Origin of the sequence: Fluviicola sp. (assembly GCF_030151805.1) — a bacterium.
Taxonomy (GTDB): Bacteria; Bacteroidota; Bacteroidia; order Flavobacteriales_D; family Crocinitomicaceae; genus Fluviicola.
In genome coordinates, this window is the sequence record NZ_JASLCN010000216.1 from 1 (window position 1) to 20,538 (window position 20,538).

The 20,538-nt window shown below is 42.1% G+C and carries 16 protein-coding genes; 13 read left to right on the forward strand and 3 right to left on the reverse strand.

Annotated elements, in window-relative coordinates:
* The 8 genes from Q1V93_RS08145 to Q1V93_RS08180 all read left to right on the forward strand — a co-directional run.
* Positions 1-337 (forward strand): antibiotic biosynthesis monooxygenase family protein (locus Q1V93_RS08145; RefSeq protein WP_300663613.1); only part of this gene is annotated, 337 nt, incomplete at its 5' end.
* 72 nt (positions 338-409) lie between these two features.
* Positions 410-1,165, forward strand: a complete 756-nt coding sequence (locus tag Q1V93_RS08150; RefSeq protein ID WP_300663615.1) for an ABC transporter permease — start codon at positions 410-412, stop codon at positions 1,163-1,165.
* Between the two features lie 4 nt (positions 1,166-1,169).
* Positions 1,170-2,984 (forward strand): Gldg family protein, encoded by a 1,815-nt coding sequence (locus Q1V93_RS08155; protein ID WP_300663617.1) that lies wholly within the window; start codon positions 1,170-1,172, stop codon positions 2,982-2,984.
* A gap of 4 nt (positions 2,985-2,988) precedes the next feature.
* On the forward strand, positions 2,989-4,041 hold the full coding sequence (locus Q1V93_RS08160) for a hypothetical protein (RefSeq protein WP_300663619.1): 1,053 nt from the start codon (positions 2,989-2,991) through the stop codon (positions 4,039-4,041).
* 233 nt (positions 4,042-4,274) lie between these two features.
* On the forward strand, positions 4,275-5,393 hold the full coding sequence (gene dnaN, locus Q1V93_RS08165) for a DNA polymerase III subunit beta (protein WP_300663621.1): 1,119 nt from the start codon (positions 4,275-4,277) through the stop codon (positions 5,391-5,393).
* A 106-nt stretch (positions 5,394-5,499) separates the two neighbouring features.
* A complete protein-coding gene (locus Q1V93_RS08170; protein WP_300663623.1) occupies positions 5,500-6,252 on the forward strand; it encodes a DUF4476 domain-containing protein in 753 nt (250 codons plus the stop codon).
* 382 nt (positions 6,253-6,634) lie between these two features.
* On the forward strand, positions 6,635-10,627 hold the full coding sequence (locus Q1V93_RS08175) for a gliding motility-associated C-terminal domain-containing protein (RefSeq protein WP_300663625.1): 3,993 nt from the start codon (positions 6,635-6,637) through the stop codon (positions 10,625-10,627).
* 1 nt (position 10,628) lies between these two features.
* Positions 10,629-11,663 (forward strand): PorP/SprF family type IX secretion system membrane protein, encoded by a 1,035-nt coding sequence (locus Q1V93_RS08180; protein ID WP_300663627.1) that lies wholly within the window; start codon positions 10,629-10,631, stop codon positions 11,661-11,663.
* Positions 11,664-11,699: 36 nt separating this feature from the next.
* Here Q1V93_RS08180 and Q1V93_RS08185 read toward each other — a convergent pair whose 3' ends face one another.
* Positions 11,700-12,371, reverse strand: a complete 672-nt coding sequence (locus Q1V93_RS08185) for a hypothetical protein (RefSeq protein WP_300663629.1) — start codon at positions 12,369-12,371, stop codon at positions 11,700-11,702.
* Between the two features lie 71 nt (positions 12,372-12,442).
* Complete coding sequence (gene pruA, locus Q1V93_RS08190) at positions 12,443-14,071, reverse strand: L-glutamate gamma-semialdehyde dehydrogenase (RefSeq protein WP_300663631.1); 1,629 nt, start codon at positions 14,069-14,071, stop codon at positions 12,443-12,445.
* A 125-nt stretch (positions 14,072-14,196) separates the two neighbouring features.
* On the opposite strand from pruA, the gene Q1V93_RS08195 reads away from it, so the two are divergent.
* Positions 14,197-15,462, forward strand: a complete 1,266-nt coding sequence (locus Q1V93_RS08195) for a tetratricopeptide repeat protein (RefSeq protein ID WP_300663633.1) — start codon at positions 14,197-14,199, stop codon at positions 15,460-15,462.
* 293 nt (positions 15,463-15,755) lie between these two features.
* Here the strand turns inward: Q1V93_RS08195 and apaG are convergent, their stop codons facing one another.
* Positions 15,756-16,148, reverse strand: coding sequence for a Co2+/Mg2+ efflux protein ApaG (gene apaG / locus Q1V93_RS08200; protein WP_300663635.1), 393 nt, complete (start codon positions 16,146-16,148; stop codon positions 15,756-15,758).
* Between the two features lie 438 nt (positions 16,149-16,586).
* On the opposite strand from apaG, the gene paaE reads away from it, so the two are divergent.
* Genes paaE through Q1V93_RS08220 form a run of 4 tightly spaced genes read left to right on the forward strand, consistent with a single transcriptional unit; the run spans position 16,587 to position 20,345 of the window.
* Positions 16,587-17,657 carry a 1,2-phenylacetyl-CoA epoxidase subunit PaaE gene (gene paaE, locus Q1V93_RS08205; RefSeq protein ID WP_300663637.1) on the forward strand — a complete coding sequence of 357 codons (1,071 nt, stop codon included), beginning with the start codon at positions 16,587-16,589 and terminating at the stop codon, positions 17,655-17,657.
* A 2-nt stretch (positions 17,658-17,659) separates the two neighbouring features.
* Positions 17,660-18,739 (forward strand): 2Fe-2S iron-sulfur cluster-binding protein, encoded by a 1,080-nt coding sequence (locus Q1V93_RS08210; protein ID WP_300663639.1) that lies wholly within the window; start codon positions 17,660-17,662, stop codon positions 18,737-18,739.
* On the forward strand, positions 18,732-19,403 hold the full coding sequence (locus tag Q1V93_RS08215; protein WP_300663641.1) for an SDR family oxidoreductase: 672 nt from the start codon (positions 18,732-18,734) through the stop codon (positions 19,401-19,403). Before Q1V93_RS08210 ends, Q1V93_RS08215 begins: the two co-directional genes overlap by 8 nt.
* A 6-nt stretch (positions 19,404-19,409) precedes the next feature.
* Positions 19,410-20,345: a tRNA-dihydrouridine synthase family protein gene (locus Q1V93_RS08220; protein ID WP_300663643.1), complete on the forward strand. Its 936-nt coding sequence runs from the start codon at positions 19,410-19,412 to the stop codon at positions 20,343-20,345.
* Positions 20,346-20,538: the final 193 nt, after the last annotated feature.

Below are 20,538 nucleotides of genomic sequence, written 5' to 3' on the forward strand. Positions count from 1 at the left end.
AAAATCATCACACATGCTGACGCGAATTGTTAAACTGACATTCCAGGAAGAGAAAATTGCTGACTTCCTCGCTTATTTTGACACTATCAATACCCGTGTAAGTACATTCGAAAATTGCTACGGCATGCGCTTAATGCAAGACATCCGTCATCCGCATATTGTATTCACTTACAGTAACTGGAAGGATGAAAATGCGTTAAATGCGTACCGGGATTCGGAATTGTTCGGTGGAGTGTGGTCTACGATCAAACCGTGGTTTGGCGGAAAGCCGGAAGCATGGAGTGTTGAAACCTATTTTGAAGATGGACCATTTTTACCCAACCATCCTACGAATTAAACGTTTATACCTACTCGAACAAATAGGTAATTTCTCAATTTTGTTCTTATTTTTGCCGAACTTAAATAGTATATGAAAGCACTTTACTGGAAAGAGATCAGGAGTTTTTTAGGCTCGATCATCGGGTACATTTTCATCGTTATCTTCCTGATTACTTCAGGGATTTTTCACTGGGTTGTATCTGAAGACACGAACCTGCTGAATGGTGAAGAGGTGGATTTGATTCCCTTTTTCAACCTGTCTCCCGTGATTTTTTTAATCCTTATTCCTGCCATTACGATGCGGATGATTGCCGAAGAGCGCAAAACAGGAACCATTGAATTGCTTTTCACACGACCGATTACCGATTTCCAGATCATAATGGCGAAGTACCTGGCCGGAGTGACTTTATTGATCATTTCGCTTTTGCCGACGCTGATTTATTACTATAGCATGGTGCATTTGGGGGCTGATGCTTTTGATGATAACGGGATTGCAAAATCAGTCATTGATGAAGGAGCTACTTTTACGTCCTATCTCGGATTGATCTTATTGGGAGCAACGTTCATTGCCATCGGAATTTTTTCATCATCCGTTACCAGCAACCAGATTGTAGCCTTTATCGTGGCCATGTTTCTTTGCTGGTTGTTTTACGACGGATTTGAGTTATTGGGTTCCTTTAACCTGATGGGCGACTTTGATATTGTGTTCCAATACATCGGATTGACTTCTCACTACAAAAGCATTATGAAAGGGGTAATCGACACAGGCGATCTCATTTACTTTTTCGGGATGATTGCAATCTTTTTAGCTGCAACGCTCACTGTTGTTAAATCTTTGAAACGTTAATCCGATGGCTGAAAATACTGGAAAAATTAAAAAACTTTATAACTGGATCCTTCTTGCAATCATTGTAGGAGTGGTGGTCTTTCTGAATATTATCGGAACATTTCTTTACTCCCGAATTGATATGACGGAGGATGAGCGTTATTCGCTTTCTTCAGGTTCTATTGAGTTTCTGGAAAAAATGAACACGAGCGTCTCTTCCAAAACAAAGAAAAAAGGAAACCGTTTGTTCCTGAAAATTTACCTTGAAGGAAAGCTTCCTGCTGAGATCAAGCGATTCAGAAACGCAGTTGAGGATAAACTGGAAGAATTCAAAGAGATTGCTGGAGACCGCATCGAGTTTCAATTTATTGATCCTTTGGAGGGAACGGAAGCGGAGAAAGATGCTCTTTTTCAAATCCTTTACAACAAGGGAAAAGGAATTGTTCCGCTGGAAATCGTGTATCAGAAAGATGGTTCTCAGTCTCAAATGATTCTTTGGCCGGGAGCTGAAATCGAATACGACGGATTCACCAAAAATTACATTCAGCTGCTTCCGGGTTCTCCTCAAGGACAGCCGGCTCAATTATCTAAAGAGTTCTCCGAAACAACGATTCAGAATTCCATCAACAACCTGGAATACATGCTTATTTCAGCGTTGAGACGAACAATCCAAAAGCAAAAACCGCGTATTGCCTTTCTTGGAGGTCACGGAGAACTTGGTTTTCCTGAAACACAGCGTGTAAGAACCTTACTAGAGCCATATTATTCAATCGAGGATTTGAATTTAAATGACTCCCTGAAGGCACTGGACGGATTTACCGGTGTGATTATTGCCCGGCCGCGAACAGCATACACAGACAAAGATTTGTACATCATTGACCAGTTTGTAATGCGCGGAGGAAGATTGATGTGTTTCTTCGACAAACTGACTTTCCCGCAGGATTCATTGAATCGGACAGGAATGACGAGCACGGTCCGAACCAATCTCGGGCTCGACAAGCTCCTTTTTGACTACGGAATCAAAACAAACGACAACTACGTCATGGATGTTCGTTGTGCACCGATTCAGACACCTTTTGCCAAGCAAAGTCTTCTTCCATGGTTCTTTTACGTCGCCGCAACGCCTACAAAACATCCGATTGCCCGCAACATTGAACCTGTCATGCTCCGATATGTATCGCAAATTCAACTGATTCCGGGAGATAAGCGCCTGGTATCACCGATTTTAACAAGTTCTACGAATTCACGTGTTTCCGTGATGGCACCAATGCTTAGTCTGGCAATGCCGATGAATTATGGAAAAGTCCCTGTTTTGGCTGATAATCCGACTTCAGAAGCAAACAAAATTTGTGTTGCCGGAATGTCTGAAGGGCGTTTTGATTCTCACTTCAAGAACCGTCTGATTGACGAGTTCAGTAAAAATCCGGAATCAGGTTTCATTACTTCGAGTAAGGAGGAAGGAAAAGTATTGGTGGTAACAAACGGTTCGTTCATTGCAAACTATTACGATTCCATGCCGAGCAAAACCGGGAAAATGATGTATCGTCCGATTTCATTCAACAACCTGAGATACGACGAAGTAATGGCTCAAATGCGCATGCAGCCTTTGATTTACGGAAACCAGGAGTTTTTCCAGAATATCGTCGATTACATGATGGGCGACAATTCCGTTCTGGACATCCGAAGCAAGCAAATCGACATTCACCCGATAGACAAGGAAAAAGTAAAAAACCAACGGATGAAATACATCCTGATCAACGTTGCCCTGCCTTCACTTTTAATTATTTTACTGGCAATTTTATTATTCTACTTACGTAGACGCCGTTACGCACGTTCTTAGTCATATGAAAAGAATTATTATCATCGTTTTAGGAATCGCACTATTGGTGGGATTGGGAATTTTTACTGCTCGTCTGATGAGTAAAAAAGGGAAGTCGGATGAAAATCTTGCAGCATTCAACTTTGACATTAAGGATACCGCTTCCGTGGATAAAATTATTATTACGGAGCCGAATGGAATGGAAATGACCTTGCTTAGAACTCCGGGCGGATGGACTGGCGGTAAAGGAGAATGTGTTCAACCGGTATTGGTTTCCAATATCCTGGACGCCCTTTTCAATGTTCGTTTCAAAGGATATGTTCCTGAAAACTCTGTAAAAACGGTCATTAACCGTATGTCGACGATCGGGATAAAAGTTCAGTATTTCCAAAACGGAGACTGGAGTAAAACCTGGTATATCGGCGGATCAACATCTGATCACCACGGAACATATATGCTGGTAGAATCATCCGAAGCAGGAAAAAGTGATTTACCGGTGATTGCGGAAATCAAAGGTTTGAAAGGAATCATCGAGCCGCGTTTCTTTGCGGATGCCAGAAAATGGCAGTGTTCAGGCATTTTTGCCTACCAAATGGAAGATATTGCGGAAGTGAACGTGAAATTCACGGAAAGACCCGACAGAAGCTTTGAAGTACGCAAAATCAAGCAGGATTACCTGGTGAAATACGGAGGTAAATACCTGACAACGTTGGATACCAACATGGTGTATCGTTACTTATTGAACTTTAAGCGTATCAATTTCGAAAATCCGAATTACGAATTGAGCGACAAGCAATTAGACAGCTTAAAAAGTTCAAAGCCGTTCTGCATTATGAACGTTCGGACAACGAAGGGTGAAAAAACCAAATTGAAGATGTTCAGACGAAAATCAGAAAACGGTCCGGAAGTGGACGATTTTGGTGATGAGTCTCCCTATGATATTAACAGATTCTGGTGTGAACTCCCAAGTGGTCAGATTGTTAAATGTCAATACTTCTCGTTTAACCCGATCCTCATGGGGCACATCTATTTTAACCCGAACAGGTATGATCATGTTCAAAGCAATGGAAAGCGATAAAGGGTTCAATGGAGAATGGGTAAATGAAAAGTCAAAAGTTGTTGAAGGAAAATCCATTTGAACATTTGAATAATCATGAAGCCTTTTGTTCGGGACAAAAAATCATTCCCGTTAACCTTCCGGGATATTCTTTAAAGTTAATATCTCGTTGAAAACTGTCTTTAAAAGAGTTACCCCGTGACACATTCCACGGGGTAAAATTGATATATTTGCTATCGTAAATAACCAATTGTATGAATTTTATCGTATCCAGTACGAATTTGCTCCGTCATCTTCAAAGTATCAGTGGTGTTTTAAGCACCAGTAATACTTTACCGATCCTTGACAACTTCTTGTTTAACATCTCGGACAGTCAGTTAATTATCTCTGCTTCCGATTTGGAGACAACCATGCAAACAACTATGGAAGTTGAGGCAACGGATTCCGGCAAGGTGGCAATTCCGGCTAAAATGCTTTTGGATGTATTGAAGAATCTTCCGGATCAACCTTGTACGTTCAAAATCGACCCTGCTTCATTTGGAGTGGAGATCGTTTACGATAACGGTAAATCAAAGATGGTCGGATTCAACGGAGAGGAATTTCCGAAAACTCCCGGAATTGAAAACAGTACAAGCATCCGTATTTCAGGTGAGATTATTTCCAGCGCAATCAACAAAACGCTTTTTGCAGCAGGAAATGATGATTTGCGCCCGGTAATGAGCGGTATGTATTGCCAGTTCAGTCCTTCCGATATTACATTCGTTGCAACGGATGCACATAAATTGGTTCGATACAGAAGAACAGACGGTCAGGCAACAGGTGGATCTGCTTTCATCCTTCCGAAAAAACCCTTGAATTTGTTGAAATCAAATTTGAGAGGTGATGAAGAAGTTCAGGTTGAATACACTGATTCCAATGCTATTTTCACTTTCAACGATATCGTTTTGATGTGTCGTTTGATCGACGGGAAATACCCGAATTACGAAGCGGTTATTCCAAAAGAAAACCCGAATATCCTGATCGTGGATCGTTTGCAGTTCTTAGGAGCAATCAAGCGTGTTTCCATTTTCGCAAACAAAACAACGCACCAGGTAAAACTAAAAATTGCAGGAAGCGAATTGAACATTTCTGCAGAAGACCTGGATTTCTCAAACGAGGCAAACGAGCGTTTGACTTGTAACTACGACGGAACAGACATCGAAATTGCATTCAACAGCCGTTTCCTGATGGAAATGTTGAATAACATCGACGCTTCTGAAGTGAAAATTGCGATGAGCGAGCCAAGCAGAGCTGGTTTATTAATGCCGAATACTTCCGATAACGAGCACGAAGACATTTTAATGTTGGTAATGCCTGTTATGATAAACAGATAAAAATCAAGACATTATCAATGAGCCGTCAACTTTTTTTAGTCTGACGGCTTTTTTTTGCATTTTTTGGCACGAATTTTATTGGTTGCTCTTTATAAAATTCAAAGTCATGAAAAACTTATACTTCACATTCGCACTCGTACTAATCGGCAGTACACTCGCACATGGTTCTGAATTAATCTTGCGGGTAAACAGAAACGGGCAGCACATTGTTAGCGCTTCAAACCAAACGCAGACAAACAATTACAACACGTACCAGTTTTATAACCTGATTGGCGGAAACACACAGGTAAAAGTGGTTGACAAATACAACGGACAGGTCATTTTCAAAAACAACCTGCAGATTCCGGATGGATACCAGGTGATTGCGGAACTGGACGCTTACGGAAACATGACCATTACGGGAAACAACCCGATTGTAACAAATAACAACGGCGGCTGGACCGGAACAGGTGGAAACGTAGGAACAATTAACTATGGAAATACAGGAAACGGCAACTATGGTCATGGAAATCACTGCGGGACTACTTACCCCAACTATCCGAACGGAGGAAATGGTGGTTACTATCCTGCTCCAAATACCAATGCGGTTTATTTCAGCCAGTTTGTAGGCAGTCTGAAAGCAGAGAGTTTCGACAGCAATCGCTTGCAAAACGCAAAAGTATATGCTTCTAAAACGAATTTGACTGCAAGCCAGATTAAAGAGATCGCGGCAACTTTTACCTTCGACACAAACCGTTTGGATTGGGCAAAAGCAGCTTACAGCGCGTGTTCCGACAAAGGAAATTACTTCCTGCTGCGCGACACTTTTACCTTCTCTTCAAACTACAGTGCATTGCAAGATTATATCAGCATCCAATAACAACCCCATTTTGATTGTGTAATCAAAATATATCCAACAACCAACCCGGAATGTCGAATCTCATAGGTTCGACATTCCTTTTTGATGTAAAAACACTGAAATAAGTCAAGAAATGAACACGACTCGCCCAATGTGTTATTTGTGGTTTATGGTTCGTGGCTTACCACATTCAACTAGTAGATTCTCAACTGTTTATTTTCATTAATGTGTACCTTTGCGCCGATTAATTGATCGGCTGCACATTTATGAAGACGAATCTTACCAATTTGCAAGTTATTGATATTCTGCTCTGTGCATTATCACAAGAGCTTGTAATCAGTGCAAATAATCCGTCAGATTCCCTCTTTTTCCACCCGCGTTTTAAACTTTATTTTTTCAATCCATGATTAGATTAAGTTTCTTGCCGCTGATTTTTTACTCGTGTCTGTATCAATTTTCATTTGGTCAAACGCCAGCTTCACCTCCTCCGGGAACCAACATTACAACCAGTTCTGCCACACCATTTGCTTATGCTTTAAGCGGCGGACAAACAGTTACTCATTCGAATTCTTCGTGGCCTGCTTTCAATACCAATTGCTACGCTTTCACCATTAACGATACCTTGTTCGGCGCGATCAACGGATTCAATCCGGCACCATCCGGAGGATCTTGTTCCGGGATGACCAACCTGGTTTACAATGCCGGAAGTTCAAATCTTGCTTCCGGAACCATTGTTTATACCGGAACGACTTCTTACCGCTACCGAAACATTTCAAGTACCTATGTTGTAAATAATGCTATTCCCGTTCGGGCAACCATTACTTTTTCTGCTCCGGTCACTTACTATCCGAACAACACCTTTGTGCTTCCTGTTACGGGAAATTTCAGTTATCACGTTATCTACGAATGTTTTTCTCCAACCGGGGCGCAATATACAAGCGGGGCATCCGGCACCTGGACTCCTGCAAAAACCTTGTTCAACAACCTGGTCACTGATCCGAACAATTCGATCTGTGTGAATTTCACTCCGGGATCTTATACCCTGAATACCGTTACAGCCAGCACAGCTCCAACAGGAATTATCTGTCAGGGTGGAAACATTCAATTAACCGGAGGCGGAACGGGAAACAACTTGTCTTTCAACTGGACCGGCCCAAACAGCTTTTCCAGCAGCAGCCCGAATGTATCTATCAACAACGCCAGTTCAGGTAATTCCGGAACTTATTCTCTGACCGTAACGGATGATATCGGATGTTCGAACACGGCTCAATCCGTCATTACCGTGCAACAAGCACCATTGGCGAGCGCAGGAGGAACTTCTGTAATCTGCGTTAACAGTTCTGCAACAGTCAGCGGAGCGTCTTCTGCAAACGGAACTATTTCATGGACTCATAACGGATCAGGAACGCTTTCAAACGGAAATACCTTAACTCCTTCTTATACTCCTTCTTCTTTCGATGCGGGAAATACCGTCGTTCTAACACTTACAACTACCAGTAATAATTCCTGTGCGCCTGCTTCGGCGCAAGCCAGTTATTTTGTGATTGTTGAAGGAAATCCGATCGCACAGGATGGAGCAAGCAATTCGATTTGTTCTACTTCAAGTTTCACGGTTACAAGTGCCAATGCTTCATTCGGGAATGTTCTGTGGACTCATAACGGATCGGGAACATTGACCAATGCAACGACCGAATCGCCGACTTATACACCTGGCCCTGCAGACAATGGAAACACCGTTGTTTTAACGCTCACCGTTACCAGTAATACTGCCTGCGCACCGGGAACTGCTCAATCTTTTCACATTCTAAACATTGTTCCGCTTCCGGAAGCAATTTCCGGGGGAACAGCAACAGTTTGCCAAAACAGTCCGATTACAGTTTCCGGAGCCACTGCAAATTACGGAACCATCAGCTGGAGTCACAACGGAACGGGAACTCTCACCAATTCTTCTGCCATCAATCCGACTTATCATCCTGCAGCCGGAGATTTGGGAAATATTGTTACGCTGATCATGACTGTGACAAGTAACAATGCCTGTGCTCCTGCAACCGCAAGTGCTGATTTTTCAATTACCGTTCAGGGATTGCCAACAGCAACTGTTTCAAGTTCTGCTACAATTTGCTCGAATTCAGCAGCCACGGTTTCAGGTGTCAGTGCTTCTAACGGAACGTATTCCTGGACGCACAACGGAAACGGAAGCCTGACCAATACAGCAAGCTTAAATCCTGTTTACACTCCAACAACCCTCGATGCAGGAAATACAGTGATTCTGACATTGACCGTTTCCAGCAATAATGCCTGTGCCCCATCTTCTGTAACTGCTTCTTACACTATTTATGTCAATCACTTGCCTACAGCTGTAGTTCCCGGAAGTACGACGATTTGCGAAAGCACTCCTTTTTCTGTTACGGGAGCTTCTTTTAATTATGGAACAGCGAACTGGACTCACAACGGATCCGGGACTCTTATAAACGGAACGAGCAATTCTCCCATTTATATTCCCGGTATATCTGATGGAGGAAACACCGTCATATTGACTTTACATGTTACCAGCAACAATGCCTGTTCTCCGACCGTTATAAGTAATCAATTCAATTTAAATATTCAGCACGCCCCTGTTGCTTTGGCAGGAGGAAGCACAACTGTCTGTGTAACCTCTCCCGCTCCGGTAACCGGAGCAACCGCAACTTACGGTACAATCAGCTGGACACACAATGGAGGCGGAACATTGGCAAACCCGACAACACTCGGTCCTGTTTATTATCCTGTCGCATCTGATGTCGGAAACCCAATCCTCGTTACATTGACCGTTACAAGTAACAATAGTTGTGCGCCACAAGCCGCATCTGCAAGTTACACGATAACCATTGATCCTCTTCCTTCTGCGAACGCCGGAGGCACTGCAACTATCTGTTCCAATGGAAGTGGAATTGTTTCCGGAGCAAGTGCAAGCAACGGTACGATTAGCTGGACAGGAAATGGTTTGGGAGTTATTTCCGATCCGACAAGCACTACTCCGACTTACTTTCCTTCTGCAGTTGAGGCAGGACATGTCGTTACTCTCACCATGAATGTAGTGAGCAACAATGCCTGTATTCCGGAAAGTAATTCTGCCACATTTACTTTTGTCATCGACGGGCCACCATCTATTCAAATAAGCGATTATTACGATACACTTTGTCCGGGAGCAACAAAAATGATTCAGGGAGTGACGACTCAAAACGGAACCTCTTTGTGGACACATAACGGAACAGGAACGATTTCAAACGGAAATACCAATTCCCCCAGCTATACTGCCGGACCGGGAGATTTAGGAAATACCGTAACGCTGACATTAACTGTTACCAGCAACAACGGCTGTGCTCCGCAAACTGCCACTTCCACCATTGCAGTTTACGTGGAAGCAAGCGCCAATATCCCGAATATTGATGTCATTGAATGGAGAAATGTGCGTTGTTTCGGAGATGAAAGCGGAGCCATTTCACTCACGATCAGCGGTGGCACAGCTCCTTATTCTTTCAACTGGAATTCCGGAGCTTCGACCAGTCAAAACCTGGCGAATATTCCGCAGGGAATTTATTACATAGACGTAACAGATGATCACGGATGTCTTGCCTCAGATACATTTACCATCACGCAACCGGATGAACTGATTTACAATTCAACCATGATTCCGGTTGACTGTTCTGAAATTTCCGAAGGAAGCATCACTGTAACTGCATCCGGCGGGGCGGGACCTTACAAGTATTACTGGCCGGAACTGAGCAACGATTCCAATGCTATTTCAGGAATTCCTTCGGGAAATTATGCGCTGAATATTCTGGATGCGAACGGTTGTTTACTTAGTGATACGTTCTTTCTGGATACTTCGGGAAGTTTGGCAGTAGAAGCCACTCCGAATTCCATGAGTGTGAATATCGGTACTGAAATTCCCTTCAGTGTGAGTGGCGCAACCAATTATGAGTGGACTCCCAATCAATTTTTATCCTGTACCAATTGCGATGCACCGGTTTGTACTCCTTCGTCTTCGCAGACTTATATCGTAACGGGCTCCAACCCGAACGGCTGCACCGGTACCGACACGGTTGTGATCCAGGTTTTTGTCGATTGTGATAATCTGACTCTTCCGAATGTGTTTTCACCCAATAACAGTGGTCCGGAAGCAAACAACACCTTTGGTTTACTGGGAACATTGCCTTGCCTTGAAACGTATCAGCTTCTGATCTTTAATCGCTGGGGAGAACAGGTTTTCGAAACGCAATCAACGGAATTATCCTGGGACGGAACGTTTAAAGGAAAAGCGCAGAATACAGGAGTTTATTTTTATCGCCTGGATATGAAACTGGTCAATGGTAAAGATGTTAAAAAATCCGGAAACGTCACTTTAATCCGCTAAAATGAGAAGAGTAACATTCTTTCTTTTAATTGTGTTCGGCTTTTCCGCAAAAAATGGTTTTGCCCAGGACACTCATTTTGCCCAAAGTGAATATGCCCCGATGCTTTTGAATCCAGCTTTGACAGGAGCTTTTTCCCAGATGCAGATTATTGCCAATTACCGCAATCAATGGAACAGTATTGCTTCGCCTTATCAAACCATTGCGGCTTCTTTCGATATTCGCCTGCAGCGCCGTGATTCGGATAAAAACAGTTTCCTGGCTTTGGGATTGAATTTCTTCAACGACGTTGCGGGAGATTTAAAAGTAACGACGAACCAGTTTAATCTCGACCTGGCTTATCACATCAAAATGGGTCGTTACAGTGTTTTCAGAATCGGGATTTACGGCGGAATGAATCAGCGGATGGTGGATCCGAACAGGGGAAACTGGGCCAGTCAGTTTGACGGGAACTCCATTAATCCGGGCATTGCCAGCGGCGAAAGTTTTGGTTCCTACAATCATACGTTTATGGATGCCGGAGCAGGGCTCGTATATACTTACCGGAAAATGCGCTATTCGGTCAATCACAACGCCAATAATCACATCAACGTCGGGCTGGCAGCTTATCATGCCAATCAGCCCTCTTCGTCCTTTATTCATCTTCCGGACGACAAACTCAGCATGCGGATCTCAGGATTCATCAACAGTTCTTTCACTCTTCCGACCACACAACTAGCTGTTCAACCGGCTGTTTATGTGCAAATGCAAGCTAAGTATTCGGAAATCCTATTCGGAACTTATTTGAGATACAACATCCGGGAAGCTTCGCATATGACCGGTTCGATTAAACCTGTGGCGTTGGCGCTGGGAATTTTCAGCCGCTACAAAGATGCGTTCATTGCGAAAGGATATTTCCAATACCATCAATTCACACTTGGAATGGCGTATGATTTCAATTTGTCGCGGCTTACGCCGGTTTCAAAGTCCCGCGGTGGATTTGAAGTATTCCTGCGGTTCAATCTGGATGATCGTTTGAATAATCCTTCGCTTTGGTAGTTACGAAAGTTCAAAAGTAGAAAAGTTCAAACGAAATCAGATTTGTTCGTCCAGTAAATCTTCACTGGAAAAACCTCTGCTCAAGAACTTGTTGTGTTTTGCGGTTCCGACTGCATATTTGATATTCGTGATCAGGAAATAAAGAATTACCAGGCGAACAATGAATCCGATAATAAAGACGAAGTTTAAGGACAGGATCGTTAATAATCCAATTACAGTCCAGAAGCTGAACACTGAAAATCCTAAATAAAATGCCCAGGGTTTCGATTTGTTTGTGTAAATAGCTGCAACAAAATAAGCTGCAACCGTCAGCATATTGATTACGGAAACAATCACGTCCAGTGAAAAGACATGGCTCAGCTGGAGGCCCTCCAACAAACTCACAGCGACAGCAAACACAGCTATCATCCAGAAAAAAGCGCTTGCACCTTTCAATTGTTTCGCAGGATGAGACGTGTTGTTTACACAATGATAACCATCAATAATGATGTCAAGGGTAATCGGCTTTCCGGATGATAATTTCAATTCGATTACTCCCAACTCATTGGTGGTATATTTAACTCCTTTATTCAATGCTCCTACTCCGTCGTGTGAACAGATCAGCTTATCCCGGTAATATAAATCAATGTTTTTATATCCTCGTGTCCACATTGCTTTCACTATTTCTCCGGGCAATTGTGTGATGTGATAGTTCTTTTCGAAATCCATGATTCAGATGATTTAATAAAAAAGGGCATCCGTCAATTGACGAATGCCCTTAAAAGTACTATAAATATCGCTTATCCTAAGAACGGATATTTGTAATCTGTTGGTGGAACGAATGTTTCTTTGATCGTTCTTGCAGAAACCCAACGTAACAAGTTCATGGATGCTCCTGCTTTGTCGTTTGTTCCGGAACCTCTTGCTCCTCCGAAAGGCTGCTGTCCTACAACTGCTCCTGTTGGTTTGTCATTGATATAGAAGTTTCCTGCTGCATTTTCCAACGCTTTTGTCGCTGTTTGGATTGCATAACGATCGTTCGACATGATTGATCCTGTCAAAGCGTATTCGGAAGTTCCGTCTACCAGTTTCAATGTTTCTTCGTATTCGTTTTCAGGGTAAACATAGATCGTTAATACCGGTCCGAAAATTTCCTCGACCAATGTTTTGAATTGCGGATTGCTTGTTACGATCACAGTCGGATCAATGAAATATCCTTTTGATTTATCGTAAGAACCTCCAACAACGATTTCAGCATCGGATTGTCCTTTTGCATAGTCGATGTATTCAGCAATTTTATCGAATGCTTTTTCGTCGATCACCGCATTGATGAAGTTTGAAGAATCTTCCGGAGATCCGATTTTGAATGATTGTACCTGCTTCACCAAAATTTCTTTCACATCACTCCACAAGTTGGAAGGAATGTAGGCACGGGAAGCAGCAGAACATTTCTGTCCCTGGAATTCGAATGCTCCACGGGATAAAGCTGTAGCTACTTCAGCTGCATTTGCAGACTTATGAACCATTACGAAATCCTTTCCTCCTGTTTCACCTACGATACGCGGATATGTTCTGAAATTCTCGATATTGTTTGCGATGTCTTTCCACAACTGGCGGAATACGCCAGTAGATCCTGTGAAATGCAATCCTGCAAAATGTTTGCTTTTAAAAATGACTTCACCTGCAGCCTGGCCGCTTACTGAAACCATATTGATTACTCCGTCCGGAACTCCTGCCGCTCTGAACACTTCCATGATCACCTGCGCAGAATACATTTGAGTTGCAGCCGGTTTCCACACAACCACGTTCCCCATCATTGCAGGCGCAGCACACAGGTTCGCAGCAATGGATGTAAAGTTAAACGGAGTCAATGCGAATACGAATCCTTCTAAGGAGCGGTATTCCAATCGGTTCCACATTCCCGGTAAAGATTCCGGTTGATCTTTGTAGATCTGAGTCAAATACTGAACGTTGAAACGGAAAAAGTCGATCAACTCACATGCAGCATCAATTTCAGCCTGCATTACATTTTTTGACTGCCCCAACATGGTTGCAGCATTCATTCTGTTTCTGAAAGGCCCAGCCAATAAATCAGCTGCTTTCAGGAAAATCGCAGCACGATCTTCCCATGGCAAATTTGCCCATTTTTCACGCGCTTGCATTGCTGCATCGATTGCCTGAGCAACATGAGATGCATCACCCTGATTGTAATGTCCTAACAATTTCTGGTGATCGTGAGGAGGAGCTAAAGGTTTCTTATTATTCGTACGAACCAACTCCGAACCGATATACATCGGAATCTCAATCGGATCCTGATTCAACATTTTTTTATATTCGGAAATCAAGGCTGTATGTTCAGCACTTCCGGGAACATAAGCTTTTACCGGTTCATTAATTGCTTTGGGGACCGTAAATAACGCGTTTGCCATAATATACTTTTTTGCAACACAAATGTACGCATAATGCTTCGAGTTGGCATACAAGAATCAAAGCTTATGTTGGACTTTCATGATATTGTTCTTAAGTTTGAGAAAACCATTATTCAGATACACTTATGAAGGCTGCTATTCCTGTGATTCTTTTATCATTCCTTTTTTGTTTTCAGTCAGTTGCACAATCGACGGTTCTGAATACCAGGCAAAAGTGGAAGCTGCTTACCAACGGAAATGAAGCGGAGCGGGTTGAAGCCGCAAAAGAGCTGCATGACTATTATCAATTCGAATCGTTGGATTCACTCCGCATGGTGGGCGAAATCTTGTTCTTTTACGGGATTGACAATCATTATCAGCCGGCCATTGAATTCGGCAAAATCACGCTTTCTTCTTTTTACATTATGACCGGGCGCATCAACGACGGAATTGTCATGGCAAAATCAACACTTCAGGCGCTTCAGGAACGCGGAGATCTGGAACTACTCAGTCAGGTATGCCGGATTATTGCTTCCGGATACCGGAAACTGGAAGACGGAAATTCATCCATGCTTTGGGTTAAAAAAGCAATCGCTTACACGGAAAACAATCCCGATCCCAAAAATCCGACAGCGGGAATGATTTCTTTGGCGGAAGCATACCTGTTAAAAAATAAGGAATCCGAAGCTATTGCGACTTATAAAACCTTCATTTCGAAAGCCATTCAATTGAAAAACTACCACGGTTTGAGCAGCGCTTATTCCCGTTTGGGTGATATTTACCGGATTTCACAAAAATTGGATCTCGCGGAAAAGTTTTTCAGATTATCAGCTGAGGCTGCTGAGAAAACACACTTAAAATCTCCCAAAGCTCATGCTTTAAACAACCTGGCAATTGTGTATTTTGAACAGGGAGACACTTCCAGGGCACGGCGTTATTTCCTGGATGCACTTACCATTCGCGAGGCTATCAATGATGTCAAGTCGATTTCGGAAAGTTATTATAACCTCGGAGATTATCATTTTTACCTCAATCAATACGGTCAGGCGCTTTCCTGGTATGAAAAATCTGCCCGGTTTGCGCAGGAGCATCAATTGCTGCAGGAAGAAAAAGACGGATTACTGGCTATGGCACGAGTCCACAAAGCGAACCAGTCTTTCGACGAAGCAACAGTTTGTCTTGAAAAAGCGATTCGGATCCTATCTGATCTGAAATTGAAACAAAATTCCACGGATGAAGAATTAACGAATCTTCAGTATGAGGTTTGGAAAACCGATTTTGAGCAAACAAACATCCGGAAAATCAACGAGGAATCGTCTTTCTGGTTTTACCTGTTACTGATCATTTCAGGAGGATTACTTATTACAGTGGTCCTGTTGGCGGTAAAATTAAACCGGTTGAAAAAAGAATAATGCAAACTCGTTTATTTGATTGTCTTACTTTTTGGCATCGCCCCAAAAAGTAAGCAAAAAGGTCTAGACCTGTACTCGAAAGTTGGAAAACTACATATCGTTTCGCGAAAGCATTCAAAACTCGCCTCCTTCGTCAGCTCAAACAACGAACGCTTTTTCCGCTCCACTCATTTGTTTTCAGGCACTTTCAGCGTAAGGGTCCTTTCAAATCCTTATTCGACATATTTACTCGCTCTTTCAACAGTGAAAGAAATTAGTTTTATCAATAGGAAATCTTCGGTTGAAGAAGGGGATTAATTGAGTTTTCCCGGAAAATTCAATTGAAAAACAGGAATGTCTACTTTAAACAATTGCCCTGTTTCCATGTTTTTGAACGTGTAGAATCCGTGCATGGAACCTATTTCAGATTTCAATTCACAACCACTCGTATATTGATATAATTCTCCTGCTTCGAGGATCGGTTGCTGCCCCACAACTCCTTCTCCGCTCACATGCATCGTAGGATTCAATGAGTCAAAAATAAACCAGTCACGATGCAGTAATTGCACCGTAAATTGATTTTGATTTTCGATATCAATCCGATAGCTAAAGAAATAACTTGATTCGGCTGTTTGAGAAACATCTGCACGGAACTGAGTAGAAACCCGAATTAAAACTCCCTCTGTAAGCGCTGTTATCTGTGTCATATTTTTTGACTTGTGACGAAAGAAAGTTAGTAACTAAAATTAAGCCAGACAAATTTTTCACATTTTTTATTGATCTTTAGATACAAATAGCCTTAAAGCAGTTTGCTTTCGAATGGATTAAGACGATGACTCTGATAAATTAGAATCATGTTTTAACGAACTACATATTACTTTTCATCCACAAACAAATTGGATTCTTCATCGTGGGATTACATAAAAGAAAAATAAATGACAAGGAAGATTATTATGTAGATCCGAATGATAGTGACTTTATTTTGTCTCACAATTCGCTTATGATGGTTACTAAAAGGTATAAAAAGACCTTTTTCCTCAAAAAAATGGATTTATAACAACAGCTCAGTAAATTGGAGTAGTGTTAACATCAATAATAAAGGCTTCCAACGAATAAAATCCTATTTTTGTATTCAAAAAACAGAAATGACTCCGAAATTTCATTCTTTGGTTGTCCGGGATGTTCGAAAGGAAACAAATGATACGGTTTCAATCGCATTTGAAATTCCTTCGGAACTGAAGGCCGACTATCAATTTATTTCCGGTCAATACATTACGATTAAGAAGGTCATTGCAGGAGAAGAGTTGAGACGCTCGTATTCCATTTGCACTACTCCTTCTGATGGTGAATTGCGTGTTGCCGTGAAACGGGTGGATGACGGATTGTTTTCTTCCTGGGCGACGACTGAGTTGCAAGCCGGTGAAGTTTTGGAAGTCATGACTCCGACAGGGCATTTTCAATTAATTCCCGAAACTGCTGCTGCTAAGAATTATGCGCTTTTTGCAGCCGGTAGCGGAATTACTCCGATCATTTCTATTGCAAAGACGATTTTAGCAAACGAACCGATGAGTACCGTGACCCTTGTTTATGGTAATAAAGGTTTTGCAAGTATTATTTTCAGAGAAGAACTTGCAGGCTTGAAAAACAAGCATGTCGACCGCTTTCAGTTGGTTCATGTACTGAGCAGGGAAAGTTTGGGGAATCCTTTGCAAAAAGGCCGGATCGACCAGGAAAAAGTGGAGTTAATTGTAAAAGCATTGCTTCGCGGTGAACACATTGACGCTGTTTACACATGTGGTCCGGAAGAAATGATTCATGCAGTGAAAAAGGCCATGATGAATTCCGGAGTTGCAGAAAATCAGGTTCATTTCGAATTGTTCGGAACGAAAACTGCGGGTTCCCGGGCGAAAGTTGTTGTTCTGCCGGAGCAAAATGTTCATGCAAAAGTGACGATTATCCTGGATGGAGACCGGATCGAAGTAGATCTGAACACCGCCGGAACGTCTGTTTTAGAAGCAGGTTACCAGGCCGGAGCAGATTTGCCTTTTGCCTGTAAAGGTGGTGTTTGTTGTACATGTAAAGCTAAAATCCTGGAAGGAACTGCTGTCATGGACGTGAATTACTCACTCGAAAAAGAAGAAATTGACGCAGGATACATTCTCACTTGCCAGGCGCATCCTACCTCAGAAAAATTAACAGTATCATTTGACGATTAATTATGGGTTTATTTTCCAAATTCAAAAAAGATTCCAATTCAAGCGACGCGAAAAAAGCGCGTTCCGGAGTTGTAACAGTTGCAAATAATGAGCGAATTACTTCCGTTGGAAGCCGCATTCACTTTGATATTCCACAGGATTTAAAGAATCAGTTTGTTCATGAACCAGGACAATATGTCAATGTTCACGCAACCATAAACGGTACGAAATATTCCCGTTCTTACTCTATTTGCAGCGGTCCGGATGACAAACTGGCAATTGCTGTGAAGGCGATTGATAAAGGACTTGTTTCGAATTACCTCGTAAACGAATTAAAAGCAGGAGATCAGATCGAGTTGGATTTTCCATTAGGAAACTTCAAATTGGATCCCAAGGCTCCGAATATTGTGTGTTTTGCTGCTGGAAGAGGAATTACTCCATTTATGTCTTTTGCAAAATCACTCGGTTCGAATCAAAAAATGCGTTTGTTCTACGGAAATTCGAAAATGGAAACTGCTTTCTTCTTTGAAGAGATCAAAAACTTTTCGAATGTAGCTTCTACGTTTTATTTCAGCCAGGAAAAGGTGGAAGGACATGCAGAAGGTCGTTTGGACAAATTTCACGTAAGTGAATTGATCAAAGCGGAATTAACGCTGTTGAGAGCTGATGGTTTTTACATCTGCGGACCGGAAGAAATGATCATGGGAATCCAGGAAGTATTGAGCGTTTTCGGAATTTCCAAAGAGAAAATTCATTTCGAATTGTTTACAACTCCGGTTCTGATGAAACAGGAAGAAACAACCGTTGTAGGAAGTTTTAAAGGAATTTCCCAGGTGAGTGCTATTCTTGACGGTGAAGTACAACGCATTGAGTTAAGCACAGACGGAAAAAGTATTCTGGATGCTTTGGATCAATCCGGAATGGATGTTCCTTATTCTTGTCGTGGCGGTGTATGTTGTACCTGCAAGGCAAAAATTGTTGAAGGAAGTGCTCAAATGACAATCAATTACGCTCTGACTGACGAAGAAGTAAAAGAAGGCTATATTTTAACTTGTCAGGCGCATCCCACAAGTGAAGTTTTAAAATTGGATTTTGATGTCTAAAAATGTTTTGGTGATAGGAGCCAGCAGAGGAATCGGTAAAGAGCTGGTTCATCAATTTGCCGGACTTGGTTTGGAAACTTATGGTTTCGCGAGAAGTCTTACAAACGGTTCCGAAAACAAGATTCATTACATACACCTGGATTTATTGAGCCCGACGATTAAATCGGATTTTGAGCAGGCCATTTCAGGTATTGATCAGATTGATTACCTTGTTCACAATGCCGGTTTTATTGCTGTAAAGCCGTTTTTAGAGTTGACCCGTGAAGACATCCATACATGTTACCAGGTCAATGTGCTTTCTGTGATGGAAATTACACAAGTTTGCATTCCTAAGATGAAGCCCGGCGGACATATCGTTTTGATCTCATCTATCGGAGGATTCCAGGGAAGTTCCAAATTTCCGGGGCTTGCAGCGTATTCGACTTCAAAGGCCGCGCTTGTTTCATTAACGGAGTTGTTGGCTGAAGAATTCAAACAATCCGGAATTGCAATTAATTGCTTGTGTTTAGGCGCAGTTCAGACAGAAATGATGGAAGAAGCCTTTCCGGGTTATAAAGCTCCTCACCAACCGGCTGAAATTGCTGCATTTATTGTGGATTTCACGTTAAACAATGGAAAATACTTCCATGGAAAAATTATTCCTGTGAGTGTTTCAAATCCTTAAAACCGCATGCAATTAGCCTTAGCGCCTTTGCAAACATATACCGATTATCATTTTCGAAATGCACACATAGCCGTTTTCGGAGGAGTGGATAAATTTTACGCTCCTTACCTGAAGATGAATAATGACGGCACGATAAAAAGTGCTCCTAAAATTGATATTCTTCCGAAGAATAATCCGAAGATTGCTGTGATTCCCCAATTGATGGCGTGCAGCGCAGAGGAGTTCTTCGTCATGGCTGATTACATCGACTCTTTGGGATATGATGAAGTCAATTGGAATATGGGTTGTCCGTATCCGATGGTTACGAACAGAAATCTTGGTGCAGGAATTTTAAACAAACCTTCTGAAATATTCCAGTTGTTAGACCAAATCATTCCCAAATCGAAACTGCGACTTGGGATCAAAATGAGAATGGGGCTCGAAACTACGGAAGAAATACTTGAAATCTTACCGAAATTAAATGATTATCCGCTTACTGAGATTATCATTCATGCGCGTTATGCCAAGCAATTGTATAACGGTGTTTGCGATCATGAACGTTTTCTGGAATGTATCTCTTTAACGAATCACTCTCTGACCTATAACGGAGATATTACCTCGAAAGAAGAATTTGATGAGCTGAATCAGAAGTTTCAGTCTATTCAATCCTGGATGATCGGACGCGGAGCAATGAACAATCCCGGTATTTTTGAAGAAATCAAATTCGGAACAGTTGATTCGGGAGAGATTTATCGAAACAAACTCATGGAGTTCTCCAAACACATGGAAGAAAGTCTTCTTTCCTGCAACCCGGATCGGGGTTATGCGTTAAGCAAAATGAAATCTTATTGGGAATATCTGAGTGACAGTCTTTCGGATGGTACACAATTGTATCGGAAGGTAAAGAAAGCTAAAGACATTATAGAATTGATGGATCATTTGCGTTACTTCCTGATTGATTAAGTTCTGGTTCCGGGAACCACCGCTATTCCTTATTCCCCCCTTTTCCCAATATTGCGAACCGGCCTCACGTTTCGTGTAACGTGAAGCATTCTAATAGCGAACTTATCAGAAGCATAATACATCCCCAAAAAAGAGTATAACCAAAAACCCTGACTGTAACTACAATCAGGGTTCTGTAAAAGTAACATCATCA